The 23712-nt window shown below is 64.9% G+C and carries 20 protein-coding genes; 7 read left to right on the top strand and 13 right to left on the bottom strand.

Going from position 1 to position 23712, the window contains the following annotated elements; all coding sequences use genetic code 11:
- Positions 1–19 precede the first annotated feature (19 nt).
- Together BMW89_RS26460 and mhpA are read right to left on the bottom strand one after the other, a co-directional pair.
- On the bottom strand, positions 20–871 hold the full coding sequence (locus BMW89_RS26460) for a fumarylacetoacetate hydrolase family protein (RefSeq protein ID WP_092030383.1): 852 nt from the start codon (positions 869–871) through the stop codon (positions 20–22).
- Positions 872–890: 19 nt separating this feature from the next.
- On the bottom strand, positions 891–2399 hold the full coding sequence (mhpA, locus tag BMW89_RS26455) for a bifunctional 3-(3-hydroxy-phenyl)propionate/3-hydroxycinnamic acid hydroxylase MhpA (protein ID WP_092030380.1): 1509 nt from the start codon (positions 2397–2399) through the stop codon (positions 891–893).
- A 158-nt stretch (positions 2400–2557) separates the two neighbouring features.
- On the opposite strand from mhpA, the gene BMW89_RS26450 reads away from it, so the two are divergent.
- Positions 2558–3247, top strand: coding sequence for a TetR/AcrR family transcriptional regulator (locus BMW89_RS26450; protein ID WP_244547691.1), 690 nt, complete (start codon positions 2558–2560; stop codon positions 3245–3247).
- A gap of 273 nt (positions 3248–3520) precedes the next feature.
- On the opposite strand, the gene BMW89_RS26440 is transcribed toward BMW89_RS26450, so the two are convergent.
- Positions 3521–4312, bottom strand: a complete 792-nt coding sequence (locus BMW89_RS26440) for a DNA-binding transcriptional regulator (protein ID WP_092030372.1) — start codon at positions 4310–4312, stop codon at positions 3521–3523.
- A gap of 141 nt (positions 4313–4453) precedes the next feature.
- On the opposite strand from BMW89_RS26440, the gene BMW89_RS26435 reads away from it, so the two are divergent.
- Positions 4454–5437, top strand: a complete 984-nt coding sequence (locus BMW89_RS26435; RefSeq protein WP_177196320.1) for a VOC family protein — start codon at positions 4454–4456, stop codon at positions 5435–5437.
- 51 nt (positions 5438–5488) lie between these two features.
- On the opposite strand, the gene BMW89_RS26430 is transcribed toward BMW89_RS26435, so the two are convergent.
- Together BMW89_RS26430 and BMW89_RS26425 are read right to left on the bottom strand one after the other, a co-directional pair.
- Complete coding sequence (locus BMW89_RS26430) at positions 5489–6142, bottom strand: response regulator (protein ID WP_092030369.1); 654 nt, start codon at positions 6140–6142, stop codon at positions 5489–5491.
- Positions 6139–7524 (bottom strand): sensor histidine kinase, encoded by a 1386-nt coding sequence (locus BMW89_RS26425; RefSeq protein WP_092030362.1) that lies wholly within the window; start codon positions 7522–7524, stop codon positions 6139–6141. The genes BMW89_RS26430 and BMW89_RS26425 overlap by 4 nt, the downstream gene beginning before the upstream one ends.
- Before the next feature lie 188 nt (positions 7525–7712).
- On the opposite strand from BMW89_RS26425, the gene BMW89_RS26420 reads away from it, so the two are divergent.
- On the top strand, positions 7713–8579 hold the full coding sequence (locus tag BMW89_RS26420) for a DUF3280 domain-containing protein (RefSeq protein ID WP_092030359.1): 867 nt from the start codon (positions 7713–7715) through the stop codon (positions 8577–8579).
- 2 nt (positions 8580–8581) lie between these two features.
- On the opposite strand, the gene BMW89_RS26415 is transcribed toward BMW89_RS26420, so the two are convergent.
- The 3 genes from BMW89_RS26415 to BMW89_RS26405 are packed head-to-tail and all read right to left on the bottom strand — an operon-like array spanning position 8582 to position 11617.
- Positions 8582–9613 carry an L-idonate 5-dehydrogenase gene (locus tag BMW89_RS26415; RefSeq protein ID WP_092030356.1) on the bottom strand — a complete coding sequence of 344 codons (1032 nt, stop codon included), beginning with the start codon at positions 9611–9613 and terminating at the stop codon, positions 8582–8584.
- A gap of 24 nt (positions 9614–9637) precedes the next feature.
- Positions 9638–10405: a glucose 1-dehydrogenase gene (locus tag BMW89_RS26410; protein WP_092030354.1), complete on the bottom strand. Its 768-nt coding sequence runs from the start codon at positions 10403–10405 to the stop codon at positions 9638–9640.
- Positions 10406–10417: 12 nt separating this feature from the next.
- Entirely contained in the window at positions 10418–11617 is a 1200-nt protein-coding gene (locus BMW89_RS26405) for a mandelate racemase/muconate lactonizing enzyme family protein (protein WP_092030351.1), read from the bottom strand.
- Between the two features lie 177 nt (positions 11618–11794).
- Between BMW89_RS26405 and BMW89_RS26400 the strand changes: the two genes are divergently transcribed.
- Both BMW89_RS26400 and BMW89_RS26395 read left to right on the top strand, forming a co-directional pair.
- Positions 11795–12562 (top strand): GntR family transcriptional regulator, encoded by a 768-nt coding sequence (locus BMW89_RS26400; protein WP_092030349.1) that lies wholly within the window; start codon positions 11795–11797, stop codon positions 12560–12562.
- A gap of 42 nt (positions 12563–12604) precedes the next feature.
- Positions 12605–13969: an MFS transporter gene (locus tag BMW89_RS26395; protein WP_092030346.1), complete on the top strand. Its 1365-nt coding sequence runs from the start codon at positions 12605–12607 to the stop codon at positions 13967–13969.
- A 46-nt stretch (positions 13970–14015) separates the two neighbouring features.
- On the opposite strand, the gene BMW89_RS26390 is transcribed toward BMW89_RS26395, so the two are convergent.
- From BMW89_RS26390 to BMW89_RS26370, 5 genes are all read right to left on the bottom strand, one after another.
- The gene (locus BMW89_RS26390; protein ID WP_177196319.1) at positions 14016–14252 is read right to left on the bottom strand and encodes a hypothetical protein; all 237 of its coding nucleotides are present in this window, start codon (positions 14250–14252) and stop codon (positions 14016–14018) included.
- A gap of 112 nt (positions 14253–14364) precedes the next feature.
- On the bottom strand, positions 14365–15615 hold the full coding sequence (locus BMW89_RS26385) for an arsenic transporter (RefSeq protein WP_177196318.1): 1251 nt from the start codon (positions 15613–15615) through the stop codon (positions 14365–14367).
- A 25-nt stretch (positions 15616–15640) separates the two neighbouring features.
- Complete coding sequence (locus BMW89_RS26380) at positions 15641–16909, bottom strand: MFS transporter (RefSeq protein WP_092030341.1); 1269 nt, start codon at positions 16907–16909, stop codon at positions 15641–15643.
- A gap of 66 nt (positions 16910–16975) precedes the next feature.
- Positions 16976–17416: an EamA family transporter gene (locus BMW89_RS26375; protein WP_092030338.1), complete on the bottom strand. Its 441-nt coding sequence runs from the start codon at positions 17414–17416 to the stop codon at positions 16976–16978.
- Positions 17417–17610: 194 nt separating this feature from the next.
- Complete coding sequence (locus BMW89_RS26370; protein ID WP_092030335.1) at positions 17611–20088, bottom strand: PAS domain-containing hybrid sensor histidine kinase/response regulator; 2478 nt, start codon at positions 20086–20088, stop codon at positions 17611–17613.
- A 205-nt stretch (positions 20089–20293) separates the two neighbouring features.
- Between BMW89_RS26370 and BMW89_RS26365 the strand changes: the two genes are divergently transcribed.
- Both BMW89_RS26365 and BMW89_RS26360 read left to right on the top strand, forming a co-directional pair.
- Positions 20294–21364, top strand: coding sequence for a zinc-binding metallopeptidase family protein (locus BMW89_RS26365; RefSeq protein WP_092030333.1), 1071 nt, complete (start codon positions 20294–20296; stop codon positions 21362–21364).
- Positions 21365–21539: 175 nt separating this feature from the next.
- Positions 21540–23555 (top strand): acetyl-CoA carboxylase biotin carboxylase subunit, encoded by a 2016-nt coding sequence (locus BMW89_RS26360; protein ID WP_092030330.1) that lies wholly within the window; start codon positions 21540–21542, stop codon positions 23553–23555.
- The last annotated feature ends 157 nt before the right edge of the window (positions 23556–23712 follow it).

Below are 23712 nucleotides of genomic sequence, written 5' to 3'. Positions count from 1 at the left end.
GATCGATCGGTAGTGGCGGTCAGCTTGGTTCGGCGATGACCTTGTTGCGCAAGGTTCCGATGTTGGAGATCTCCACTTCGACGGTGTCGCCGGGGCGCATCCACAAAGGCGGCGTGCGCTTGGCGCCGACGCCACCCGGCGTGCCCGTGACAATGACGTCGCCCGGAACAAGCGGGCAGATCGCCGAAATGTAGGCGATCAGCTCGGGGATGGCGGTGATCAGCAGATCGGTGGTGGTGTCCTGCACGACGGTGCCGTTGAGGCGCGTCTGCAAGGTGAGCTTTGACGGATCGGGAATCTCGTCGGCCGTCACCAGCCACGGGCCAAAGCTGCCGCTCTCCGCAAAACTCTTGCCGGAGAGGAACTGGCTGGTGTGGCGTTGCCAGTCGCGGATGCTGCCTTCGTTGTAGCAGGAATAGCCGGCGATATGGTCGAGCGCGCGGCCAGCTTGAATGTGGCGGCCCTCCTTGCCGATGACGAGCGCGAGCTCGCCCTCATAGTCGAAATCGTCGCTGACATGAGGCTTCACGATGGGTTGGAGATGGCCAACCTGGCTGCAAGGGAAGCGGACGAACAGCGCCGGCTTCTCGGTGACGGTGCGGCCGGTTTCGGCGACGTGGTCGCGATAGTTGAGGCCGACGCAGATGATCTTGCCGGGATCGGGGATGACGGGGGCGAAGGCGATCTTGTCGAGGGGATGATCCGGGGCCGTCGATGCGACCAGCTTTGCCGCCTCGGCAACGCTGTCGGCTTCGAGCAATTGACGCAGCGTGGTGCAGGGCGCCATGCGCGCGCCGAGATCGACGACGCCATTGTCCCTGACGGCCCCGAAGGAGGCGCGGCCGTCGGCGATGAAAGAGAGCAGTTTCATGAGATGTCCTGGTGTTCGGTCAGGCCGCGGACGGCACGTGGGTCGGAGGCGTGATGGCGGCGACGAGCCGGTCGAGCTCGGCATCGTTGCGGGCGGTGCCGAGCACGTAGCGGTCGGGCCGGATCAGTGCGGCGACGATGCCGTGCTCGCGGAGCCACGGCGCGATGCGTTCGGCGTCGTCGCCGGTCAGAATCCCGATTCCGGCTTGCGACCGAGCGTGCCGAGATGGAAGCGTGGCCGCGCTGTCGACGAGCAGCACATGGCTGTAGCCGATCCGGTCGTCGCCGCGGCTACCGTCACGCAAACTGAACTGCGGCGCGAGATGTCCGGCCAGTGGCAGATCGCCAAGCGCGAGCCCGGGGCCGAGCAGGGGCTTTTTCACCTCGAGCTTGACTGGCGCATTCTCCCGCACTTGCCCGGCGGCAAGACCGGCTTCGATCGCCTTGGTGTTGATGATACCGCCCAAGCGAATGGCGAGCGCGATGAACTCGCGCACATGCGGCTGGCGTTCGCTTTGATAGGTGTCGAGCAGATCGGCCGCGGCACCGTGGCGGATGACGCTAGCAAGCTTCCAGGCAAGGTTCGCGGCATCGCGGATGCCGGCGCACATGCCTTGGCCGAGGAAGGGCGGGGTCTGGTGCGCGGAATCTCCGGCCAGCAGCAGACGATCGTTGCGCCATTGCTGCGCGATCACGGAATGAAAGGTGTAGACCGCGGCGCGCTCGATCTCGGCGTCGTCGGGCGTGACCCAGCGCGACAGCAGCTCCCAGACTTTTGCCGGCTGCGCCACGTCCTGTGAATCCTCGTCCGGCAGAACCGTGATCTCCCAGCGCCGCCGCGTGCCGGTGCCGCGCACGTAAGTCGCGGGTCGCTGCGAATCGCAATGCTGAATGCTGTAATCGCCGAGGTCGTCGCGGTTGCGCTTGAGCAGCACGTCGACCACCAGCCAGCGCTCGTGGAAGCCGAGATCGTCCGTGCCGGAGCCGATGAAGCGGCGCACCAGCGAACGTGCGCCGTCGCAGCCGATGATATAGGCGGCGCGGACCTCGCCGAGTTTTCCGTTCGATAGGTCTTCGTAGCGGACGCGTACGCCAGTCGCGTCCTGGTCCAGCGCAAACACATCGCAGCGGCTGCGCAAGCTGACATGCGGCCAGCGCGCGAGGCCAGAGATCAGCACATCCTCCAGATCGGGCTGGTGGAAGCGATAACTGAGATGCCAGCCCATCGGTGTCAATGTTTGCGGCCGCGACCAGTCCAGCAGCATTTTGCCGTCGGCATCGAGGAAGAGCATGCCGGGGCTGAGGATGACATGCGGCAGGATTGCATCCGCGAGACCAAGCGTCTGGAACACGCGCATGCATTCGTCGTCGAAATGCACTGCGCGCGGCAAATGATAGGTCCGCGCCTCGCGCTCCAGCACCAGCGTCCGCACACCGCACAGGCCGAGCAGGTTGGCGAGCGTGGCGCCGATGGGGCCGCGGCCGATGATCACGACGTCGAAGTCTTCGGGGGTGGATTTATCTTGCATGGGCCATCTTGTCCCCAACCCGTACCACCGCTTCAACGGCGCATCGCCAAGTGTCCGCCCAGCGGACGAACGTGCGGTGCCGTCTGCACGCGAACCAGCCCCTTGCCAAACCCGCGCCGACGATATATGTACATGTGAACATATATGAGCCTGGCACGATGATTGCGACGATCAGAAAAAAGAAGACGCCGCCTTCCCGACCAAAGGGGCGCCGAAGCAAGGACATGCCGGACGGCCGCCAGGCGCTGCTGGTTGCCGCCACCAGTGCTTTTGCCAACCACGGTTTCGACGGCGCGGATCTGCGCAGCGTCGCGGCTGCGGCCCAGGTCAGCCCTAATCTGGTTCGCATTCATTTCGGCCACAAGGCCGCGCTCTGGGAGGCCTGTCTCGACCGCATCGTGACGATTGCGATTCCTGCCATGACCGGTGTCCGCGCGATCGCCGTCGATCAAAGTCGCACGGTCGGTGAGCGGCTTCGCGACGTGATCCTTGCGATCGGCGCCTTCTATGTTGCGCATCCTGAGGTCAAGGATTTCGTCATCCGGCATGGCGCGGAGACACCGGAGCGGGCCGCCCTTGTGACCGAGCGACTGCTGCGTCCGTCCTATGAATCCGTTCGGGAGCTCTTCGTCGCAGGAATTGAAGCCGGCATCATCCGCAGCAGCCATCCGGCGCTGTTTTTTGCCCTTCTCAACAGCTCGCTACATCAGCCTCCCGCGTTTCCCGTGCTGCTCAAACAGCTCGCGCCCGACATCGACACCGAGGCGGCGAGGGCGCTGCTGATCGAGACGACAGTGACGACGTTCCTTCACCTGCCGCCGTCCAAATCTTGCCGCCATCCAACCTGAGAGTGAGAGTCTTCATGAACTTCCGCGTAGCCTTCCTGTTGCTGAGCACTGCGATCACGCCAGCCTTTGCCCAATCCGGTCCGAGTGAATCCGAGCAGCGCGAGGCCTGCATGGGCGATGCGATGCGCCTCTGCTCCGCCTACATCCCCGATCGCGCCCAGATCAGAAATTGCATGGCGGGGCAGCGTGACCAGCTTAGTCCGCAATGTCGCGCGGTCTTCGAGGCGTCGGCTCAGGCGCAAAGGTCGCAGCCTGTGCGGAACCACTAGAGCGCTAGGCATCGACTGGAAGCGCCGCGGCCACTTCGCGCATCGGTGAGACGAACTGCGCGACGGCTTCCTCGATCCCCAGCGCCGAGCGGATCCAGATGATGGAAATGCAGCCGAATACGACCTCATTGCGGACGATCGGGACGGCGATCGAGGACGTCTTGGGATTGTATTCGCCCTCGCTGCGGATCGCGTAACCCCGCGCGGCCGTCTCGGCGATCATGCGGTCGAGGCGGGCTTCGTCGAGGAAGGGGCGATCGTCGGCCTCGTCGATGCGGCGGAGATGATTGACAATGAGATCGCGCTCGCGCGCGGGGCAGGCGGCGAGATAGGCGCGCCCCGCCGACGTCCGCAGCATCGGCAGGCGCTTGCCGATCATGCCGCGGTCGATCGAGAGCGGGCTGCGGGAATGGGTGGTTTCCTGCACCACCATCGCCGCGTTTTCGTAAGTCGAGAGATCGACCGGCCAGACCAGCGTCTTGCTCAGTTCGGCGAGATAAGGCGCTGCCGCCTGGCAGATCACCACGCCGGGATCGTAGCCATCGCCGAGGCTGAGCGCGCGCCGGGTCACGCGGAATCGATCATCGCTGGCACTGCGGGCGACATAGCCGAGTTCCTCCAGCGTCTCGAGCAGGCGATAGACGGTCGGGCGGGGCAAATCGAGCGCGCGGGCGACGTCGCCGGCGCGGATGCCGCCGGAGCGGTTGACCTCCTGCAGCACGTCCAGCCCGCGCTTGAAGGCACGAACGCCCTCCGACTGACGGGGCTGGCCGTTCCGCGTCCGCTCCTTGGACACTTCGCATTTCCTCCCTTGTGCGGCGTCTTCCCGCGATTATCGTCATTGCAAACGCGAAGCGATTGCGTGCGCCACCGTAGGATCGTGCGCGGCCGGTATCAAGCTCGCCGCAGTGCAGCGGATGGCTTTGGGAGAACGTCGATGGAAATCACTGCGCTCGGCTATATCGGAATCAACTCGTCGCAGCTCGATCAGTGGGGCCAGATGGCGACCGGGTTGCTCGGCATGCAGCAGGTCGAGCGTGGCGGCAAGATGCGCGCCTTCCGCATGGACGATCGCAAGCAGCGGTTGATCGTCGATGGCAGCAGCGATGCAGGCCTGGCGGTGATGGGCTGGGAGGTTGCGTCGACCGCCGAGCTCGACCGGTTGGCCGGGCGGCTCGAAAGCCATGGCGTCAAGGTAACGCGCGGCTCGCGTGCGCTTGCCGATGAACGGCATGTCGCCGAGCTGATCACGTTCATCGACCCCGCCGGCAACCGGTTGGAGGCCTTCTGCAAGCCTGAGCTTGCGAGCGAACCCTTCCAGCCGGGTCGTCCGATCACGGGCTTCCGCACCGGCGCGCTTGGCATGGGGCACGTCGTACTCAATGTGGAGGACGTCGAGCCGCTGGTGCCGTTCTATCGCGACGTGCTCGGCTTCCACGTTTCCGATTTCGGGTTGAAGCCCTACGGGCTCTACTTCTTCCACGTCAACGGCCGCCACCACTCCTTCGCGATGGTCGGCTCGGGGCGGAAGGCGCTGCATCATTTCATGGTCGAGCTTGGCAGTCTCGACGATGTCGGGCAGGGCTACGACCTCGCGCAGATGGATGACGGCCGCATCGCCTACACGCTGGGACGGCACACCAACGATCACATGACCTCGTTCTATGTGAATACGCCGTCCGGATTCTTCATCGAATATGGCTGGGGCGGGCGCGTGATCGAGCCTGCGACCTGGCAGCCGCACGAGACTTTTGACGGCCCGTCGCTGTGGGGGCACGAGCGGCTCTATATGCCGGACGAGCAGCGCAAGCGGTTGCGCGACATGCGGCTGGATGCGGCAGCGCGCGGCGTGCGCGTCGCCGATCCGCGCGTGCGGCCGTTGAACTGCGCGTGGCTGGATTCCGTGGTCGCGCGCGAGTGATCCGCCGCCACGCCGGATGGCGCGAAGCTCGAGCCATCGCGCGGGCGGCGGTCAGGCTTCGCCGAGATCGGCCCCTGTCAAAATTCCCTGCCGGAGCGCCAGCCGGACCAGCTCGATGTCGGAGCCGACGCCGAGCTTGTCCTTGATCAGCGAGTGCAGGTTTGCCACTGTCTTCGGGCTGACATGCAGCGTCTCGGCGATCTCCTCGGTCGTGTTCTCCGCGAGCAGCAGCCGCAGCACCTCGAACTCGCGCGGCGTGAGCACGTCCGCGGCCGAGCTCTCGCCGGCGAGCCGGCTGAGCGCAAGCTCATGGTCGATGTCAGGGCTGATGGCGATCTTGCCCGCGAGCACATCCATCACAGCGCGCACCAGCGTCTCCGGCGGGCTGGTCTTGGTGACGTAACCTCGCGCGCCGGCGCGGATCGCCTGCACGGCGAAGCCGGCATTCTCGTGCATGGTGAAGACGAGGATTTTTGCGGCCTTGTCCCATTGCCTGATGCGCCTGACGGCCTCGATGCCGCCGATGCCGGGCATGCTCAGATCCATGATGACGAGGTCGGGCGCCTCGGATTTGAACAGACGGTAGGCCTCCGCACCGTCGGCGGCTTCTGCGATGACGCGTAGGCCCGGCTGCTTCTGGAGCACGGAACGATAACCTTCGCGGACGACGGAATGGTCGTCGACCAGCAGAATCGTCGCGCTCATGCGGCGCGCTCCAGCACCGGCTGATCGGCGGCTGCGAGCGGAATGACGACGCGCAGCGCGGAGCCGCCGTTGAGGCCGGCCTCGAAGCTGAGCCGGCCGCGCAAGGCTGCGACGCGCTCGCGCATGCCGAGCAGGCCCATCCCGGATTTTGAAGCCGGATCGTGCGATCGTCCGTCATCGTCGATCGCAAGCGCGATCTCGTCGGCGTGCATCGCCAACTCCAGGCTGACCTTGGTGGCGCCGGCATGCTTGGCGGCATTGGTGAGCGCCTCCTGCACGATGCGGTACAGGCTGGCGCTGATCGTGGCCGGCAGGGTCTCGAACGCGCCGTCGAAGCGGATCGAAAACCGCGTCTCGCCGCGGCTGCGCCCGTTCCAGCCGGCGACGAGACCTTCGAGGCTCGCCACGAGTCCCAGCTCCTCGACGTCAGGCGGGCGCAGCCGGAACAATGTGCCACGCAGCGTCTCCATCATGCCGGTCGCGGTCCGTGCAATGCCGTCGCATTCGCCGAGCAGGGAGGGGCAGTCCTGCGCGGCGGTCTGGCGGGCGGAGGCGGCGAGCGCGCGGATGGCGGCCAGCGACTGGCCGAACTCGTCATGCAGCTCGCGTGCGAGATGGCGGCGCTCCTCGTCCTGGAGCGCGATCAGTTTTCGCGTCAGCTCGGCACGTTCGGCAAGCGAGGTATCGAGGCTCTCGGCGAGGTGGTTGAAGACGTCGCGGATTGCGGACAGTTCGGCGAGGTCGAACGGCGGCAGCCGTGCGGTGAGGTCGCCAGCGGCAATCCGCTCGAGACCGGTGCGGATCATGCGGGTGGGGCGCAGCGCCCGCGCCAACGCGGCATAGACCAGCACGCACAACAGCGGCAGCGCGATCGCAAGCGCAAGCATCAGGCGGCCGGCCTCGTGCCAGGCGTCGGCCGTCTGCACGGCGGGATCGACGGAGACGACGACCTCGCCGAGTTTCGCACCACGCACGATCACGGGCCGTACCGCCTCGCGGCCGGGGTCGAACATGCCGTGATAGAAGGCCGCGAAGGCCTGCGGCGGCAGGCTCGCCGGTATGGGAGCGCCACTACAGAAGCGCTGGAGGATGTCGCCGCTCGCGCCACGGAATGCCAGACACAGGCCGGGTGTCATCACATAGGCCGAAACGGGATCGAGGTTCGGAAAGTCGGAGCGGGGGTTGGCCACCCACTGGATCTTGCCCTGTTGCAGCTCCAGCGTCTTGGCGACGATGGCTGCGATCTCGTCGATGCGCGTGTGAGCCGCGCGGTCGGCCGTAATCAGGAAATAGGCGGAGATCGCGGCGAAGCAGGCGGCCGATATCGCGGCCACGCGCAACGTCAGACGGACCTTGAGATCGGACCTCGGGCGGTTCCACATCGGCGGGCACCTGGCGCGAACGGAATTGTCGCTTCCCCATTAAACGGCAGAACGCAAGCGACGGAAAGCGCCACCCTTACCGCAGTGCAACGTCGTGAAATTTTCCCGGCTCTGGTCGGGACTGGCACTGCTGCGCGGCGCGAAGCCGCCGTCCAGGTTGCGCCGCTGCTCCATCACACGAGGCCCGCATGCGCCGTTTCAGGTCGATCCTCTCCGCCCTTCTCCTCTTCGTCCTCCCGGCGGCCGCTTCGCCGGCTGGTGCCGAGGCCGCCATCGGCGTTGCCATGGACGATTTCAGCTATACCGATACCTCGGCCGAACCGGCCAACCAGACCGCCGCCCACGAGCGGCGGCTTCAGGCGTTCATGGCCGCGCTCAGGCGCGATGTTGGCGCGGATGGCCATTACCGGCTAGCGCCGTCGGCCCAGGACGGCGCGGCGTTCAAGGTCATCGGCGGTATCCAGAAGACGAGCACGCTGGTGCAATGGGCCAAGGTCGCCGTGATCGAAATCGGCGCCAAAAAGCTCGTGATGGACAAGCTTTACACCTTCCGCGGCGACAATGATGAATCATGGGAGCGCGCCGAGATTTTCGTGTCCCGCGAGATCAGGGCCGCTCTTGCCACACCGGCGCCGATCGCGCTGGCGGTGTTCGATTTCGAGCTGGAGGACACGACCGCCGCCTCGGCAGACGCTTCGGCCACGTCGGATGCATCCTATCTGGCCGAGGTCACCGGCAGCGTGCGCGAGGCGCTCAGCCAATCCGGCCGCTACCGCATCGTCGAGGTCAGCGGCGAGGCGGCGAAGGCGCGTGCGTTACGCGACTGCGATGGTTGTGAGGCCGCGATTGCGCAAAAGCTAGGCGCTGATCAGTCATTGATCGGCGTGGTGCGGCGGGTCAGCCGCACCGAATACACGCTTGGCTTCCAGGTTCGCGATGCCAGGACCGGCGCGGTGCTGGCGCGCGGCGACAGCGGCCTGCGCCTCGGCGCTGACTATTCATGGAAGCGAGGCGCGGTCCGCCTGGTCAGCGACCGGCTGATCGAGAGCCAGTAGCTCTAGAATGTCAGCTGCACCTTCATCGACTGCGAACGGTCGGTGGCAAGCTCGAACGCGGCGACCGCACTCTCGAACGGCATCGTCGCCGTGATCAGCGGCTTGACGTCGATCAGGCCTTCGCCCATCAGCCGCACCGCCAGCTCGAATTCGGGATCAAAGCGGAAGGTGCCGCGGAGCTGCAATTCCTTGGCGACGATGGCGTTGATCGGCAGGGTCATCTCGCCGCCGAGGCCGAGCTGCACCAGCGTCGCGCCGGGACGGAGCACGTCGAGCGCGGTGCGGAGCGCGGCCTGATTGCCGGAGGCTTCGAACAGTGTGTCGAATACGCCCTTGCCGGTGCGCCAGGGATCGAGCGCAGTGGCATCGGTCGCAACGTTGACGGCGTGGGTGGCGCCGAGCTTTTTTGCGACCGCGAGCGGTGCATCAGCGACATCGGTCACGACGATCTCGGACGCGCCGCCGAATCGAGAGACAAGAATCATCAGTGCGCCGATCGGGCCGCAGCCGGTGATCAGCACGCGCTTGCCGAGGAGGGGGCCGGCCTGCTTGCCGGCATGCAGGCACACCGCGAGCGGTTCGGCCACAGCGGCTTCTGCCAATGACAGCTTGTCGGAGATCGGCACGGCCTGCGTGGCATCGACGGTGAGGAACTCGCGAAAGCCGCCTTGCACGTGGGGAAAGCGCATCGCGCTGCCGAGGAAGCGCATGTCGAGGCACTGGTTGCGCATGCCTTCCTGGCAATGCAGGCACTGGCCGCACGGCTTGCTCGGATTGACCGCAACGCGCGTACCCGGCTTCACATTGCTGACGCCATCACCGACCGCTGCGACGACGCCGGCGATCTCATGGCCCAGCGCCATCGGCTGCTGGATGCGGACGACGCCGAAGCCGCCGTGGTGGTAGTAGTGCAGGTCGGAGCCGCAGATGCCGCCATTGGCGATCTTGACGCGGACCTCGCCCGGACCGGGCGCCGGATCGGGATAGGTGTCGATCCGCAAATCCCTGGGGGCGTGGATGACGACGGCGCGCATGGCTTGCTCCTCAGACTTTCGCGATCACATCGCGGAGATCATGCCGCCATCGACATAGATGATCTGGCCATTGACGTAGGTGGAGGCGTCCGACGCGAGGAAGATCGCCGCGCCCACCAGCTCGTCAGGCCTGCCCCAGCGTTTTGAGGGGATGCGGCCCATCAGCCAGTTGTTGAAGTCGGTGTTGTTGACCAGCGCCTCATTCATGTCGGTGAGCATGTAGCCGGGGCCGATCGCGTTGGCCGTGATGCCGTGCTGGGCCCATTCCACTGCCATCGAGCGGGTCAGATTCTTGATACCGCCCTTGGCGGCGGTGTAGGGCGCGATCGTCGGACGCGCGAGCTCGCTGCCGAGCGAGCCGATATTGATGATCTTGCCATGCTTGCGCGGGATCATACGTTTTGCCGCCTCGCGGCCGATGACGAACGCGCTGGTGAGGTTGGTCTCGATCACCTTGCGCCACTCGTCGGTGGTGAACTCGATCAGCGGCTTGCGGTGCTGGATGCCGGCATTGTTGACGACGATGTCGACGGCGATGCCCGTCTTGTCGAAATTCTCGAAGGCCGCGAGGATGGCGGGCTCGTCGGTGACGTTGAATGCTGCGCCTTCAGCCTGATGCCCGGCGGCGCGAAACTCGGCGACGGCCTGCTCGACGCGCTTGGGATCGACCCCGTTGACGATGATCCTGGCGCCGGCTTTCGCCATGCCTTCGGCGATGGCGCGGCCGAGACCGCGGGAAGAGCCGGTCACGAGCGCGGTGCGGCCGGAGAGGTCGAACAGGGCGGTGCTCATCTCAGAAAATCCTTAAGCGTTGGAGCGGCGCACGGTGAGATCGCTGCGGTCGAATACCGCGGGGAGGAGGTCGACGCCGAGACCGGGTCCTTCCATCGGATAGACAAAACCGTCCTTGATCGTCGGCATCGTCGTGACGAGCTCATTGTACCAGCCCTTGTAGAAGGCGCGTACCGATTCCTGGATCAGCGTGTTGGGCTGGCTGAACGACATGTGGATGGCGGCGATGAAGCCGATCGGGCCGATGCAATCGTGAGGAGCAAAGGGCCGGTGATAGGTCTCGGCCATCGCCGCAATCTTGCGGCCCTCGGTGAGGCCGCCGGTCCAGCACAAATCGGCCATCACCACATGCATGGCGTCGCGGTCGAGCATGTCCTTGTAGGGGAAGCGCGATCCCAACGTTTCGCTGGCGCAGACCCAGACGTCGGTCGAGCGTGCATATTCGGCGAGCGCTTGCGGCGAGTTCATCCGGATCGGATCTTCGTACCAGGTCGGCTTGTACGGCTCGATCGCGCGCGCGATCTGCTTGGCGGTCGGCAGGTTCCAGAGCGAATGGAGCTCGACCATGATCTCCATCTTGTCGCCGACGGCCTTGCGGATCTTCTCGAACGGCTCGAGCGCCTGCTTCATCTGCGCGGCGGTGATGTAGAGGCCCTTGTTCTCCTGCGCGGCGGGATCGAACGGCCAGATCTTCATCGCCGAGATGCCGCTCTCCAATAGGCTCTCTGCGAGCCCGTCGGCATGGTGCATGAAGCCGTCGAGATCCTCATACGGGCCCTTGGCGGCACCGAGATTCCAGTTCGCGACCGGGCTGATATTGGTCGAGCGAACATATTGCGTGCCGGCGCAGGTGTTGTAGATGCGCTGCTTGTCGCGGCAGAGGCCGCCGAGCATCTGGTGCACCGGCTGATTGCAGGCCTTGCCGAACAAATCCCACAGCGCGATGTCGATTGCGGACGCCGCGCGATATTCGACGCCGGTCGAGGACTGCGCCATCGGCAAGTTCAGCATATCGCGATGGATGGCTTCGATGTGCAGGGGATTGCGGCCGAGCAGGCGGCCGGCAAAGGTGTCGTGGATCTGCGCTTCGACCGCGCCCGCGCCGTAGAAGGTTTCGCCGAGACCGATCATGCCCGTGTCGGTGTGAACGCGCACCCAGATGACGTTGGAGAATTCCTCGGTGCGCAGCGTCTCGATCGACGTGATCTTCACAGCAATTGTCCTCCCGTCACAGGGCGCCTCGCACCCGTCTTGTCATTTCGCACCGCAACATGTGGCGCGCTGGCGAAACTCTTACGCCCGCTTGTAATATATCACAACATGTTTTAAGGGTGCCACAAATAAGGCGCCGCCCTGCAATGCGACAGCGCAGGCCGACGGGAGGGATGCATGGCACGGCGCAAGCGCGCGCTCGCGGTGGTGAGAAACGAGGACGACGGCGAGGGCAAGCCCTCCCGGCGCAACCGTCTCAACTTCTTCGAGCTTGCCTATCACAAAATTGAAGAGCTCCTCGTTCATTGCGAGCTCAAGCCCGGCCAGTTCATGACGATGCTGGAGTTGCAGCACATCACCGGCTTCGGCCGCACGCCGGTGCATCACGCCATCAATCGTTTGTCTGCCGATACGCTGATCATCATCCGTCCGCGCCACGGCCTGCACATCGCGCCGATCGATCTGGCGCGCGAGCGTATGCTGCTGGCCTTGCGCCGCGACATGGAGCGTTTTGTCGTCCGGCTTGCGGCCGATCGCGCCAGTCTCTCTCACCGCAATCAGGCGCTGCATATCGAGCGCCTCCTGCGCGAGCGCCGCGCCAACCTGACCCTCGACGAATTCAACAGCATCGACCGCCGCATCGACGCGCTGGTGCTCGAGGCGGCGGGTGAGCCGTTTCTGGTGCATACGCTGCGGCCGCTCCACACGCTGTACCGCCGCATCGGCTACATCCACCACCGCTTCATGCCGGGACAGACCGATCTGTCAGGCACCATCGATCGCCATCTCGCCATCCTCAGCGCGGTCGCCGGCCGCCATGTCGAGGACGCCGTGAAAGCGAGCGATGCATTGATCGACTACATGGATTCGATGTTCACGGGCATGGAGGCGGGGATCGATCCGCGCCTGCTCGATTGCAGCATCGAGCCGCTGCTTGGCGCTTAAAAAGTACTCGGCACGTAAAGAGTTTTGAAGAGAGGACCAAAGATGCAGACAATGGCCATGCCACAACCGACCGCGAGCGAAGCTGCGGTCCGCTACCTCATTACGAACTACAGTCCCAAGGGTAACAAGGTCGGCTGGCTGATGATGGCCTCGATCCTGGTCGAGGCCTGGGACCTCTATTCGATCGCCTTCGTGCTGATCTTCATCAAGGAGCAGTACAATCCCGATCCGCTGATGCTTGGCCTTGCCGCAGCGGGCACGCAAGGAGGCGCCCTGATCGGTGCGCTGCTCGGCGGCTGGCTGTCCGACAAGATCGGCCGCCGTGTGATGTTCCTGGTGACGATGGTGATGTTCATCGTGCTGGCGCTGGCGCAGGCCTTCGTGCCTAATATCACATGGCTCATCGTGATCCGGTTCCTGCTCGGCGTCCCGCTCGGCTCGGACATCTCGACCGGCTACACCTACATCATGGAATCCATGGCCAAGGGTGAGCGCGAGGTCATGGGCAACCGCTGGCAGTTCATGTTCGCCGTCGGTGAAGTCCTCACCATCGGCGTCATCGTGATCTTCCTGCTGCTCGACATCAATCACGAGACGTTGTGGCGCGTGACGCTCGGCCTCGGCGCGCTGCCGGCGCTGATCATCCTGGTGATGCGCCATGACGTGCCGGAGACGGCCGTGTGGCTGGTGCAGAAGGGACGTTTCCGCGAAGCCAAGAAGGTCGCGCGCGAGATGTTCAACGACGACCTCGCCATGCTGCCCGACCAGGACGTGGTCGTGCCGAAGGTCAGCACGAGCGCCTTCATCGCCGACCTCAGGAAGGATCCGATCCGCTGGCGTGCCACGATCTACGGCTGGATCGCCTGCTTCGTGCAAGCCAGCGAGTTCTCGACCTTCGCGTTCTATCTGCCGGTACTCTTTGTCATGGTCGGCGTGTCGAGCCTGCTCGGCATCAATCTGGTGACGATGGCGCTATTCTCCTTCGCCGCCGTGTCGGGCTGGGTCGGTCCGCTGCTGACGCCAAAGATCGGCCACCGCGGCATCTCGATCGCGGGCTTCTCGATCGTGCTGGTCGCGCTGCTGGTCGCGGCCTTCGCGCTCTATACCGACAACAAGATCCTGCTGCCGTTCGCGGCAGCCGCCATGTTGTGGGGGCATTATTGGGACGCGTCGAACTGCATGACGATCCCGACCATGGTCGCCAAGCCGAAATATCGCGGCACCGCCAGCGGCTTTGCCTACATGTTCGTGAAGCTGCCGTCGTTCCTGGCGATCTTCCTGTTCCCGACGGTATTCGCTGCGATCGGCCAGGCCAATGCCACGCTGATGGTCGCGATCTTCCCGACAATCGGATTGCTCGCCGCAATCTTCATCCTGCCGGAAGTCTACGGCTACGAGAACGACTGACGCATTGCCCGGTCGCGGCCTTGTGGCCGCGATCGGGCTTCTCTCACTACGGGCTCAGGAAGACGGGATCGATCCCGGTGCCATGGCCGAGCAGGCCGATCGACTGAAGCAGGGCGCTGTGCAGGTCGATCTCCACGATCGCGAACAGGGTCAGCAGCACCACCGCTGAGAAGACGAGCAGGGGATGGGACGTCTCCGTGCGGTCTTCGGCTGGTGCGATGAAGTTTTGAATTTCGCGGCGCAGGGAAAAGCTCTGCGGTAGCGCCTTTGATTGAATCTGCATGATGAACCCTCCTTGCCGCGGCATGTCTTGACCGCGCGACAAGTGAACGCTAGCCGCGGCAGCGCCGCCGGCATTGATGCGCCGCAAACAACTGTCGTTAATTGGAGCGCGGCTATCTGATCGCGGCGGCCAGCGCAGCGATCAAAGCGGGCGGCGTGACCAGCATGCCGAGCTTGAGGAACCGCCACGCGCCGACCTCGATCTTTTCGCGCCGGAGCGCGACCAGCCAGAGGATGGTGGCTAGCGATCCCGTTACCGACAGATTGGGGCCGAGGTCGACGCCGATCAGGATGGCGCTGACGACGGATGCGGGCAGATGATCGCTGGCGGCGACGGAGCCCGCGACGAGGCCGACGGGAAGGTTGTTGGCCACGTTGGTGGCGATGCCCGTCGCGATGCCGACACTCCAGGCGGCCTGCGGGGCCGATTGTGCGACGGCTTCGTGCAAGAGCGCGCTGAGCTGCCCGATCACGCCGGTTTTGATCAGCGCCTCCACCATCACGAAGAGACCGCCGACCAGCGGCAGCACGCTCCAGGAGACGCCACGCAGCACGGGCAGCGGCGATTGCCGGCTGACCAGCAGCACGATTGCGGCCGTCACGCCGCCGCAGATGAAGGTCGGCAGGCCCAGCTGCTTGTCCAGCGCAGAGGCCGTGACCAGCACGATTCCGATGGCGACGATGCCCACCGCCGTCAGCTTGCCGCCGCGGCCGAGCTTTGGATGCGGCACGCTGCGCGCGATCGTCTCCTCCTTCAATGCACGGTGCTGGGTCAGACGCAGCACGATGTAAGTGAGCAGGATCGAGGCGGCCGAGGGCAGGGCGAACAGGCGCAGCCATTCGGTCAGCTGCGGCATGCGCGCGCCGAACACGACGAGATTGGCGGGATTTGAGATCGGCAGCACGAAGCTCGCCGCATTCGCGATGAAGGCGCAGACGAACAGATAAGGCAGCGGCTTTGCACCGGCTGCGCGCGTCGCGGCGTAGACGGCGGGCGTCAGCACGATCGCGGTCGCATCGTTCGACAGCAGCACGGTCACGACCGTGCCCACGACATAGATCAGCAGGAACAGCCGTTGCGGCGAGCCGCCTGCGTATTCCACCGCAAGGGCCGCGAGATAGTCGAACAGGCCCTCGAGCCTGGCCAGTTCGGCGATCAGCATCATGCCGATCAGGAAGAGATAGACGTCGAGGCCTTTCTCGATGCCGAGAAGCGCATCCTGCCATGGCAGGAAGCCCGGCAGCACCAGCGCCGCGGCGCCGATGACGGCCCAGATCGCTTCGGGCAGCCGAAAGGGACGGATGATGACGCCCGCGGTCGCGGCGACGATGATGCTCCAGGCCCAGATGGCGTCAGGCGGCACGTTCAGCCCTTGAAATTGAATGAGTTCATTTGGCAGCGATAGCGGAACCAGGTGCCGCTGTCTTCCCCTGTCCCGGCAAGGCGGCATGCCGCGTCTCGGGCAAAGCGAGGAGGCAGACGATTGCGCCGACCGTTGCGACAGCGCCAAGCGTGATGAACGCTGCGCTGTAGCCCGCGCCGACCACAACGAAGCCGGCGAGTGTCGTCGACAGTGCCGCGCCGATGCTCTGGGCGGTGATGACGGCGCCTTGCGCGACGTTGAAGCGGCCGGTGTTGCGCATGAGGTCGGCGACGATGACGGGGAAGATCGCACCAAAGATGCCGGCGCCGACGCCGTCGAGAAGTTGCACGCCGACGAGCCAGAACCGATTGTCAGAGAGCGTATAGAGCGCGGCGCGGATCGGCAGGATCAGCAATGCGGCGAGGAAGAAGCGCTTGTGGCCCCAGCGGTCGGCCTTCGCGCCGACCAGCATCGCGAACGGGACCATCACCAATTGCGCCGCGACGATGCAGGCCGACATCAGGCTGGTGCCCATGTTCTTGTCCTGGAGCGCGAGTTTTTGTCCGACCAGCGGCAGCATCGCCGCATTGGAGAGGTGAAACAGCAGGGCGCAGATCGCGAAAATGAGCAGAGGGCGGCAGGTCAGCAGTACAGCGAGGCCTGAGGGCTGTTCGCTCTGTGTATCGGCGTCGTCCAACCCGCGGGCCAGATCGTGATCGATGGCACGTTCGGGGATCGCGAGGGTGCTGACGAGGCTTGCGACGGCCATGATGGCGAGAAGATAGAACACGACGTTCGGTCCGAACCAATAGGCGGAGAGCCCAGCAAGTGCGGCCGCAACCGCGTTGCCGGCGTGATTAAAGGTCTCGTTGCGGCCGATCCGCCGGGTGAAGGCGGCATGGCCGAAGATGCCGAGTGAGACGGCGGCGATCGCCGGCGGAAAGACGACGGCCGCGGCCTGCGCGACGCCTTGCGAGATCGCGACCGGCCCGAAGCTCGGAAACAGGGGCAGCGACAGCGAGGCTGATGTCACCATGATGGCGGCGACAACCATCACCAGCCGTTTCGCGCGCGTCGCATCGACGAGTGCACCCGCCGGCGTCTGCGCCACGATGCCGGCGATGGTCGAAATCGACATCACGAGCCCGATCCGCGCCTCGTCCCAGTGCTGCTCGGTGAGGAGGTAGACGGCGAGATAGGGGCCGAGCCCGTCGCGGACGTCGGCGAGGAAAAAGTTGGCCGAATCCAGCGCGCGACCTGCCTGCCTTGCCTGATCCGGGTTTTCGCGCGACATTGGTTTCTCGATCGGGGATTGGAAGCGCCCCGGCAGAAACCGATCTCACGCCCGCTTTGTTCCGCCTTAAAACTTCACGGCCAGCAGCACCGCGCCGGCGCCGATCATGGCGATCCCTACCCAGCCCTGCGCGCTCGGTCGCTCGCCGAGGAAGGCGAACGCGAAAAGAGCCACCAGCACGACGCTGAGCTTGTCGATCGGCGCCACCAGCGTGGCGGGACCGAGCTTCAGCGCGCGGAAATAACACAGCCACGACGCGCCCGTCGCAAGCCCTGAGAGCACCAGGAACAGCCACGTTTTCGACGAGACCGCAGATGGCACAGCGAATTGCCCGGTGAAGAACAGCAGCACCGAGAAGGCGAGCAGCACGACGATAGTGCGGATAAAGGTGGCCAGATCCGGATTGATGTTCTCGATGCCGACCTTGGCGAAGATCGCGGTCAGCGCCGCAAAGCAGGCTGAGAGAAGCGCCCAGGTTTGCCAGGTGGAGAGGAGAGCGGATTTCATGGGTGTGTTGCTTTCATCTGGTCACCGCGCACTCCGCTGTCGTCCCGGACAAGCGTAAGCGCAGATCGGGGAGCCATACCGCGGAAGCTATCTTGGGGCACGCGGATCGTCGCTCTTCGCCAAACACGATCCTGTGGTTATGGGTCCCGGATCGGCGCGCAGCTTCGCTGCGCTTGTCCGGGACGACAGCGGAGTCACCGCGCCACCGACAGCTTCTCCGTGATCGCCTTGCGCAAAATGCGCGAGAGCGACTCCACCGAATACGGCTTCTGGATCAGCTCGAACCCGCGATGGGCGTTTTCGGCGAGCACGTTACTGTAGCCGGAGGTGAGCACGACGGGCAGGCCCGGATAGCGCTCGCGGATGATGCCGGCAAGCTCGACGCCGTTCATGCCGGGCATGATGACGTCGGAGAACACCAGGTCGACCGCGAATTCGTTCTCGCCGAGGATGGCGAGCGCGGCATTGGCGTTGGCGACGCGGCGGACGACATAGCCGAGGTCTTCCAGAAGCTCTGTCGAGAACTGGCCGACATCGTCATTGTCCTCGACCACGAGCACGCGATAGCCGCGCCCGGTGGTCGAGGTCTCGCTGGTCAGCGCTGCGGCTTCCTTCTCGGCGGCCGGGCTCTGCGCCTGCGGCAGGTAGATCGTGAAGGTCGCGCCTTTGCCTTGTGTGCTCGTCACCGCAATGTCGCCTTCGGACTGCTTTGCGAAGCCGAATGCCTGGCTGAGGCCGAGGCCGGTGCCTTTGCCGACCTCCTTGGTGGTGAAGAACGGCTCGAAAATGGCGTCGATATGTTCGGGTGCAATGCCGCTGCCGGTGTCCGCCACCGAGATCGCGACATAGTCGCCGCCGCGCGCCGATTGCGCGCGCAGGCTCGGAATGCCCTCGACCTTGCGCACGGCGATGGTGAGGCGGCCTTCGCCATCCATGGCGTCGCGGGCGTTGATGGCAAGGTTGATCAGCGCGGTCTCGAACTGCGCGATGTCGGCGACCGTAAAACAGTCGGCATCGTCGATCTCGACGACGATCTCGATGCGGCCGCCGACCAGCGGCCGGACCAGTTGCGCGACGGCCTCGACCTGGCTGCCGACGTTGAAGATCTGCGGCTTCAGCGGCTGCCGGCGCGCGAAGGCCAGAAGCTGCGCGGTCAGCTTCGAGGCGCGCTCGACGGTGTCGGAGATGGCGTCGACATAGCGGCGGCGGCGCTCCTCCGGCAGCTCGCGACGGCGCAGGAAGTCGGTGGCCGAGCGGATGATGGTCAGGAGGTTGTTGAAGTCGTGGGCGACGCCGCCGGTGAGCTGACCGATCGCCTCCATCTTCTGCGATTGCCGCAGCGCCTCTTCGCCGCGGCGGCGTTCGGTGATGTCGACGGCCTCGGGCACCGCGCCGGTGATGTTGCCGTGACGGTCGAGCACGGGGCGCATGCCGAACTCGAAATCGCGCTCGCCGATCGGCAGCCGCAGCCGCATCTCCATCCGCACCGCTTCGCCCCGGAGGACGGTGTCGAAAGCCTCGCGCACGGTTGCGCTCATGCCGTGGGTGCCGGTGAACCACGGCGTTTCCCACAACAGCTTGCCGATCACATCCTCGGAGCGCGCCTTGAGGCCGTCGAGGGCGGTCTTGTTGGCGTACAGCAATTCGCCCTTGAGATTGACCAGGCCCTGATACTGGTTGCTCGTCCCAAGGATGGCGTGCAGCCGGGCTTCGTTGGATTCGAGCTCGGCGGTGCGCTCGACGATACGCTCTTCCAGCGTCTCGTTGAGCTGGCGGAGCTCGATCTCGGCCTGCTTTGCGGCGGTGATGTCGTGGGCAACGCCGATGAAGCCGATGTGCTTGCCGGTCGGGTCCCAGCGCGGCTGCGATTCCGAACGCAGCCAGCGCCATTCGCCGGAGGAATCCTTGTAGCGCGCCTCCAGCACGAACGGTTTGAGCGACGCTTCGCCCTGGACGGATTGCTGCAAGACATGCGGCAGGTCGTCCGGATGCAGCACCTTGCGCCAGTCGAAGGCGATGGCCTGGTCGTAAGGCAGGCCGACGAAGTCGACATAGGCCTGGTTGGCGAATGACCGCGTGCGGTCGAGCTTTGTCACCCAGATCGGCACCGGCGCGCTGTCGGCGATCAGCCGGAAACGCTCCTCGCTCTCGCGCAGCGTCTCGCGCGCCAGCGCCTGGCCGGTGATGTCGATATGGGCGCCGACGAGGCGGATGGCGCGACCGTCCGCGTCGCGTTCGATCTTGGCGACGACGCGGATCCAGCGGGTCTTGCCGTCGCTCGGACGGATGATGCGGTATTCGGCGGTGTAATCCTCGCTGGTCCCGGAAAGCGCCTCCAGGAAGTGTTTCACCGTGGCGTCGCGGTCGTCTGGATGGATGCGGGTGACCCAGTCCTCATGCGATTCATCGGCGGCCTCAGGCGGCAGCCCGTGGAGCATCAGATATTCAGGCGATCGGCGATTCTTGAAACCCTCGCGGAAATCGACCTCGAGGCCGCCGACCTTGCCGATGCGCTGGATGCGCGCGAGCTCGGCCTCGCGCTCCTGGAGCGCGCGATAGGCGTTGTCGCGCTCGCGCGCGATGTCTTCGAGGTGCTGGCGCAGCCGTTCGGCGGCGATGGTCTCGGGCAATGGATCGTTCAAGGTGTCGGCCGTTGTGATGCGTGAGCGCACGTGCCGGACCGATATTCACACAGAAGGAGCGTGATGGCCATTGTCCGGGGGGGAATATGCGCCACTGAACACATTGTGGTGGGTATGAACGAACGCCGGGTCTGGCTATTTGTTCCAAACATTGGAACGATGAGCCGTCGGAGCGCGTATCTGCGAGGCGCCACAACTCTTATTCACAAAACTCCGTTTCCGAAGAGGCTAAATCTTGAAGCTCTTTGTCTGCCAGTCCTGCGGCAACGTCCTCTATTTCGAGAACCGCGCCTGCGAACGCTGCGGCCACCAGGTCGCCTTCCTGCCCGAGAAGGAGACGATGTCGGCGATCGAGCCTGACGGGGAGGGCTGGGCCACGCTCGCCGACAAGGGCAAGGGCCGCATGCTGTGCCGCAATGCCGAGTACGACGCCTGTAACTGGCTGACCGATGCTAGCGATACCACCGGCTATTGCCGCGCCTGCCGCCACAACGGCATCGTGCCTGACCTCTCCGACCCCGTTCAGCTCACCGGCTGGCGCGAGCTGGAGGTGGCGAAACACCGGCTGTTCTATTCCCTGATCCGCTGGAAGCTGCCGCTCCAGACCCGGCAGGAGAACGCCGAGCATGGCCTGATCTTCAATTTCCTCGCCGACGACCCGAACAGCGGGGAGAAGATTCTGACCGGTCACGACAACGGTCTGATCACGATCGCGCTCACCGAAACCGACGGCACTGAGCGCGAACGGCGGAGGCTCGAGATGGGCGAGCCATATCGCACGCTGCTCGGGCATTTCCGCCACGAGGTCGGACACTATTTTTGGGATGTGCTGGTCCGCGACGGCGGCAAGCTGGAAGAATGCCGCGCTGTATTCGGCGACGATTCAGTCGATTACGGCGAGGCCCTGCAACGCCACTACGCCGAAGGTGCGCCGCCGGACTGGCAGCAGAGCTACGTCTCCTCCTACGCCACGACCCACCCCTGGGAGGACTTTGCCGAGACCTGGGCGCACTATCTCCACATCGTCGATACCTTGGAAATGGCCTCCGAGTTCGGCATGGAGGTGCGTCCCAAGGTCGACCACGACGGGGAGTTGACTGCGCGCATCCGTTTCAACCCCTACGAGGCAAGAGGCATCGAAGCGATCGTCAACGCATGGCTGCCCTTCACCTTCGCCATGAACAGCGTCAACCGTGCCATGGGCATGCGCGACCTCTATCCGTTCATCCTGTCGCCCGCGGTGGTCGCCAAACTGGGCTTCATTCACGGCCTCGTCCGGGACGTTGCCAAGGCCATGAAGCCATAGGCCGCTGAAGGGGCCAGCCGGACCGTTTCGGTCTTGCGCTGGTACGCCAGAGGGGCCGGATTTAGACCGTTGCCTCCGGCCCATTTTGATGTACCACGGGAGCCGTACGGCCCGTTCCCCGCAGGTCTCAACGGCCAGGGAAGGGTCCCGCCCAAGGTCGAGATTCAAGAAAAGCATGTTCAAACGCATTCTGATCGCCAATCGCGGCGAAATCGCCTGCCGGATCATCAAGACCGCTCGCCGCATGGGAATTCAGACGGTTGCAGTCTATTCCGAGGCCGACCGCGACGCCCTCCATGTCGAGATGGCCGACGAGGCTGTGCTGATCGGGCCGCCTGCTGCGGCCGAGAGCTATCTGGTGATCGAGAAGATCGTCGATGCCTGCCGTAAAACGGGGGCCGAGGCCGTGCATCCCGGCTACGGCTTCCTCTCCGAGCGCGAAGCGTTTCCGCGCGCGCTGGAGGCTGCCGGCATCGTCTTCATCGGCCCGAACCCCGGCGCGATCGCGGCGATGGGCGACAAGATCGAATCCAAGAAGGCGGCCGCAAAAGCAAAAGTCTCGACTGTGCCGGGCTATCTCGGCGTCATCGAGGACGACAAGCACGCGGTCAAGATCTCCGACGAGATCGGCTATCCCGTGATGATCAAGGCCTCCGCCGGCGGCGGCGGCAAGGGCATGCGCATCGCGCATTCGAAGTCCGAGGTGGCCGAAGGCTTCAACCTCGCCAAGGCCGAGGCCAAGGCCTCGTTCGGTGACGACCGCGTCTTCGTCGAAAAATTCATCGTCAATCCCCGCCATATCGAGATCCAGGTGCTGGGCGACAAGCACGGCAACGTCATCTATCTCGGCGAACGCGAATGCTCGATCCAGCGCCGCAACCAGAAGGTCATCGAGGAAGCGCCGTCGCCGCTGCTCGACGAAGCGACCCGCCGTAAGATGGGTGAGCAGGCGGTGGCACTCGCCAAGGCCGTGAATTACGATTCCGCCGGCACCGTCGAGTTCGTCGCTGGGCAAGACAAGAGCTTCTTCTTCCTGGAGATGAACACGCGCCTCCAGGTCGAGCATCCCGTCACCGAGCTCGTCACGGGTGTCGACCTCGTCGAGCAGATGCTCCGCGTTGCCGCCGGCGAGAAGCTCGCGATGACGCAGAAGGACGTCACGCTGACCGGCTGGGCGGTGGAATCGCGCCTCTATGCCGAAGACCCGTTCCGCAACTTCCTGCCCTCGATCGGGCGTCTGGTAAAATACCGTCCGCCGGCCGAAGTGAGCCAGGACGGCATCACCGTGCGCAATGACACCGGCGTGCAAGAGGGCGGCGAGATCTCGATCCATTACGATCCGATGATCGCCAAGCTCGTGACGCATGCGCCATCGCGCGCAGCCGCGATCGAGGCGCAGGCCATCGCGCTGGATTCATTCTATGTCGATGGCATCCGTCACAACATCCCATTCCTGTCCGCGCTGATGCACCATCCGCGCTGGCGTGAGGGCAATCTCTCGACCGGCTTCATCGCCGAGGAATTTCCCAAGGGCTTTGCGGTGCGCGTGCCCGAAGGCGAGGTCGCGCGTCGCATCGCTGCGGTCGGCGCCGCCGTCGACCACGTGCTTGGTGAGCGCAAGCGGCAAATCTCCGGCCAGATGGGCGGCCGCATCGTGCAGCGCGAGCGCCGCCGCGCGGTCTGGCTCGACCGCCTGGAGATTTTGCTCGAGGTCGCGCGCGAAGGCGAGGCAATCGCGATCCGCTTCGTCGATGCCGCCGGCAAGGCCGGCAATGCGCATCTGTTGCAGTCCGCATGGAAGCCGGGCGATCCGGTCTGGCAGGGTACCATCGACGGCCATGTCGTCGCGGTGCAGACCCGCCCGATCGCCAACGGCATTCGCCTCGCGCATCAGGGCGTCGAGGTGCCGGTCTATGTCTGGACCGAGGCGGAAGCAGCATCGGCGAAACTGATGCCGGTGACGACGGCTGCCGACACCGGCAAGAAGCTGCTCTGCCCGATGCCCGGCCTCATCGTCTCGATCGCGGTGATCGAGGGCCAGGAGGTCAAGGCCGGCGAGACGCTCGCGGTGGTCGAGGCCATGAAGATGCAGAACGTGCTGCGCGCGGAGCAGGACGGCACCGTGAAGAAGATCCACGCCAGCGCCGGCGCGACGCTCGCGGTCGACGCGCTGATTTTGGAGTTTGCGTAGGACGTGAGTGGGCCTCCGCTGAGGCCACAACCACCGTCATTGCGAGGAGCCCTTAGCGACGAAGCAATCCAGTCTGCCTCCGTGGACGCATTTCTGGATTGCTTCGCTTCGCTCGCAATGACGGAGTATGATGCGGCCTTCGTAACTTGGCTGAGAC

Origin of the sequence: Bradyrhizobium sp. OK095, from assembly GCF_900109945.1 — a bacterium.
GTDB lineage: Bacteria > Pseudomonadota > Alphaproteobacteria > Rhizobiales > Xanthobacteraceae > Bradyrhizobium.
The sequence above is the reverse complement of the archived record's forward strand: the minus strand, read 5'-3'. Positions and strand labels throughout refer to the sequence as shown.